Origin of the sequence: Mesorhizobium sp. M7A.F.Ca.US.006.04.2.1 (assembly GCF_004022915.1) — a bacterium.
Lineage (GTDB): Bacteria > Pseudomonadota > Alphaproteobacteria > Rhizobiales > Rhizobiaceae > Mesorhizobium > Mesorhizobium ciceri.
The window spans coordinates 1-3,271 of the sequence record NZ_RZQA01000741.1; the positions used below are offsets into that span (position 1 = coordinate 1).

The 3,271-nt window shown below is 64.6% G+C and carries 1 protein-coding gene; it reads right to left on the minus strand.

Annotation, left to right across the window (positions count from 1 at the left end; all coding sequences use genetic code 11):
* The coding region (locus EN925_RS29185; RefSeq protein WP_281040669.1) for a glucoamylase family protein at positions 1 to 3,271 on the minus strand (3,271 nt) is incomplete at both ends.

Sequence of the window (3,271 nt, forward strand, 5' to 3'; positions counted from 1 at the left end):
CTCCCGCAATCGGGCGAGATTCAGCACGGCTTCACGCGGATTGAACTGGGCCGCCAGTATGGTGGCGTAAGGCGCGATCACCGTGTTCTGGCCAAGACCGCGCTTCAGCCCGAGGCCTGGAACGCCGAAATTGGTATATTGGTAGGTCAGTTCGCGGTCGCGGGCATTGTAGGCGGCCTCCGAAATGCCCCACGGCACGTTCTTCTGGCGGCCATACTGGATCTGGCGTTTGATGATCAGCTTGCTGGTTTGGTTGAGGATCGAGCCCTGCGGCTCCTTCATGACCAGCGGCGGCATCAGATATTCGAACATCGAGCCGGACCAGGACATCAGCGCGCCCTGGAAACCGATTTCGACGATCGGCCGGCCAAGCCTGAACCAGTGCTCGGTCGGCAGATCGCCCTTGGCGATGGCGAACAGGCTGGTCAGCCGCGCTTCGGAAGCCAGAAGGTCGTAGCAGCTTTCGTCGAGCTGGTGTTCCTCGACCCGGTAGCCGATCGACAGCAGCTTGCGCTCCGGCCGCATCAGGAAGGAGAAATCCATCTCGAAGGCATAGCGGCGGGTGCGCTCGCGTAAGGTGAGCAGCTTGGCACGCAGCGCCTCGACGGCATTGTCGTCGCTGTGCGCGTCATGGACGTGCGCTTCGCAGGTGGCTTCCAGCCTTGCCGCCCAGTCGACGATGACGTCGCTTTGGGGCGACACCGCCTCGGTATGGATGGCGGTGGCCAATTTTCGGATCTCGCCGGCCAGCACGGCCAGGTTGATGGTGCGGATCGACGCCATTTCGGGCTGCGCCTTGATGGTGTCGACAGCGCGCCGCATGCCGTCGAGACGGTCGGCGAGGCGCTGGCGCAGCGGGCGCAGCTGACGGCGGTCGTCGGGCAGATCATCGAGGCTTTCGCTGAGGATGGTGACCGTGTCGAGAATGCCTTCGAAATCGCCCTGGAGGTGCACGGAGGGCGCCTCGGCCCATTCGGCGCAGGCCGCCGCCACCGCCACCAGATGGCCGGCGAGATTGCCGCTGTCGACAGCCGAGATGTAGAGCGGATAAAGCGGCTTCAGCGTCGTGGTGTCGTACCAGTTGAAGAGGTGACCGCGCTCACGCGGCATGCCCTCGATCGTGGCCATGGTGGCGTCGATGCGGGTGATGGCGTCGGACAGGCTGATCCATCCGAAGTCGCGGGCGGAAACGACGGACAGCAGGTAGACGCCGATATTGGTCGGCGAAGTACGAGGCGCCACCACCGGCGCCGGGCTTTCCTGGAAATTGTCGGGCGGCAGATGGTGATGCTCTGCCGTCACGAAGCTTTCGAAATAATGCCATGTGCGCCGCGCCACCGTGCGCAACGTATGGATATCGGCCTGCGATATGCGCAAGCGATCCTCGGTTTCAGCCGAACGGCTGATCCAGCTGGCGATGGCGGGCGAGCCAATCCAGAACAGCGCGAAGAAGAAGGCAACGAAGGCGCCGGTCGAATCGGCCAGCACCGGAATGGCAAGGCCGACGAAGCCGATGATCACGGCGCCATACATCATGCCGTAATAGGAACCGACATCGTTGTCGCCCGCCTTGTGCGCCTGCGAGGCGGTGCGCCATTCCAAAAGGTTCTGGCGGCTGACGAACAACCGATAGAGCGTGCGCACGATGGCATCGCCCATCATCCAGGCGTTGTGCGCCATCAGGACGATCTTCAGCGCCACCATGGCGGTGCCGAAGGCGACGTCGCGTGCCAGGGCCGAGAAATGGCCGCGTGGCGTCTGGTCGCCGCTCTTGGGCAGGATGGCGTTGACGATGTCGAATGTCGGCGCCATGAACAGGCTGAGGATCAGCAGGGCCTGCCATTGCGCGGCCTGTGTGAAGGGCAGCAGCGTCCAGCCGGCAATCGCCGCCATCACCCAGAAGATCGGCGTCAGCGAGCGGCGCAGATTGTCGATCATCTTCCAGCGCGACAGCGCCGGCACGCCGGAGCGCGGATCGAGCATGAAGCCGAGCAACTGCCAGTCGCCGCGCGCCCAGCGATGGTGGCGCGAGGCGTCGACCGAGTAGCGGGTCGGATAGTCCTCGACCAGTTCGACGTCGGTGACCAGCGCCGATCGCGCCAGCGCGCCCTCCAGCAGATCATGGCTGAGGATGGTGTTTTCCTCGATGCGGCCCTGCAGGGCGGCCTCGAAGGCGTCGACGTGATAGAGGCCCTTGCCGGTGAAGGACCCGTCGCCGAAGACGTCCTGATAGAGATCGGACACGGCAAAGACATAAGGGTCGAGGCCGCGATTGGCCGAAAACACCCGCTGGAAGAACGACGCATCGTCGCCTGATGTCAGCGACGCGGTGATGCGCGGCTGCAGGATCGCGTAGCCGGCGGTGACGACGCGCTTGCTGGCATCGAAATGCGGCCGGTTGAGCGGGTGGCAGAGCTTGCCTACGAGGGTGGCGACCGCGTCACGGGTGGTGCGCGTGTCGGCATCGAGCGTCATCACGTGGACGACGTTCTCCGGCAGCGGCACGTCGAGCGGCAGGAACGTGGTGTCGCTGTCGCCGCGCAGCAGAAGGTCGAGTTCATGCAGCTTGCCGCGCTTGCGCTCCCAGCCCATCCACGACCCTTGCGCCGCATTGAAGAGCCGGCGCCGGTGCAGGATATAGAAGCGCGGCGCGCCTTCGGAGGGATAGCGTGCGTTGAGGCGAGCGATCTCGGCACGCGCGAATTCGAGGATTTCGGTGTCGGCAGCATCGATCTCGGTCTTCGAGTCCGGCCAGTCCGACAGCAGCGCGAAATGGATTTCATCGGCCGTGTTGGCGAGATGATGCACCTCGATATTGCGGATGTTTTCCTCGACATCGTCGCGCGAGCCGATCAGCGACGGCACCACCACCAGCGTGCGCGCCTCGGGCGGCACGCCGTGCCGGTAATCGTAGCCGACGAGGCGCGTCGGTTTCAGGAACAGCGAAACGACCGTGTTGAAGAAGGCGAGCGCGCCCTCGCTGGCCGGCACGGCAAACAGCGCCAGCATGAGGACGATCGAAGGCACCGACAGGCCGAGATTGGCGAGTGCGTTGCCGGAGAGGACGAGAAGCAGCGCCGTCAGCGCAAACACCGGTACGACGATGCCGAGCCAGCCGGTCTTGCGGAAGGCACGCTTGACTGTCTGGCTGACGGTGGGTCGATAGCCGATCGCCTTCTCCAGCTCGAGCCGGCGTGGGCCGACGAGAAAGAAGCCGACATCGGTGTGGGCGGACCCGGTTAAAACGACGTCGCCGTCGCCATCGCTGGCG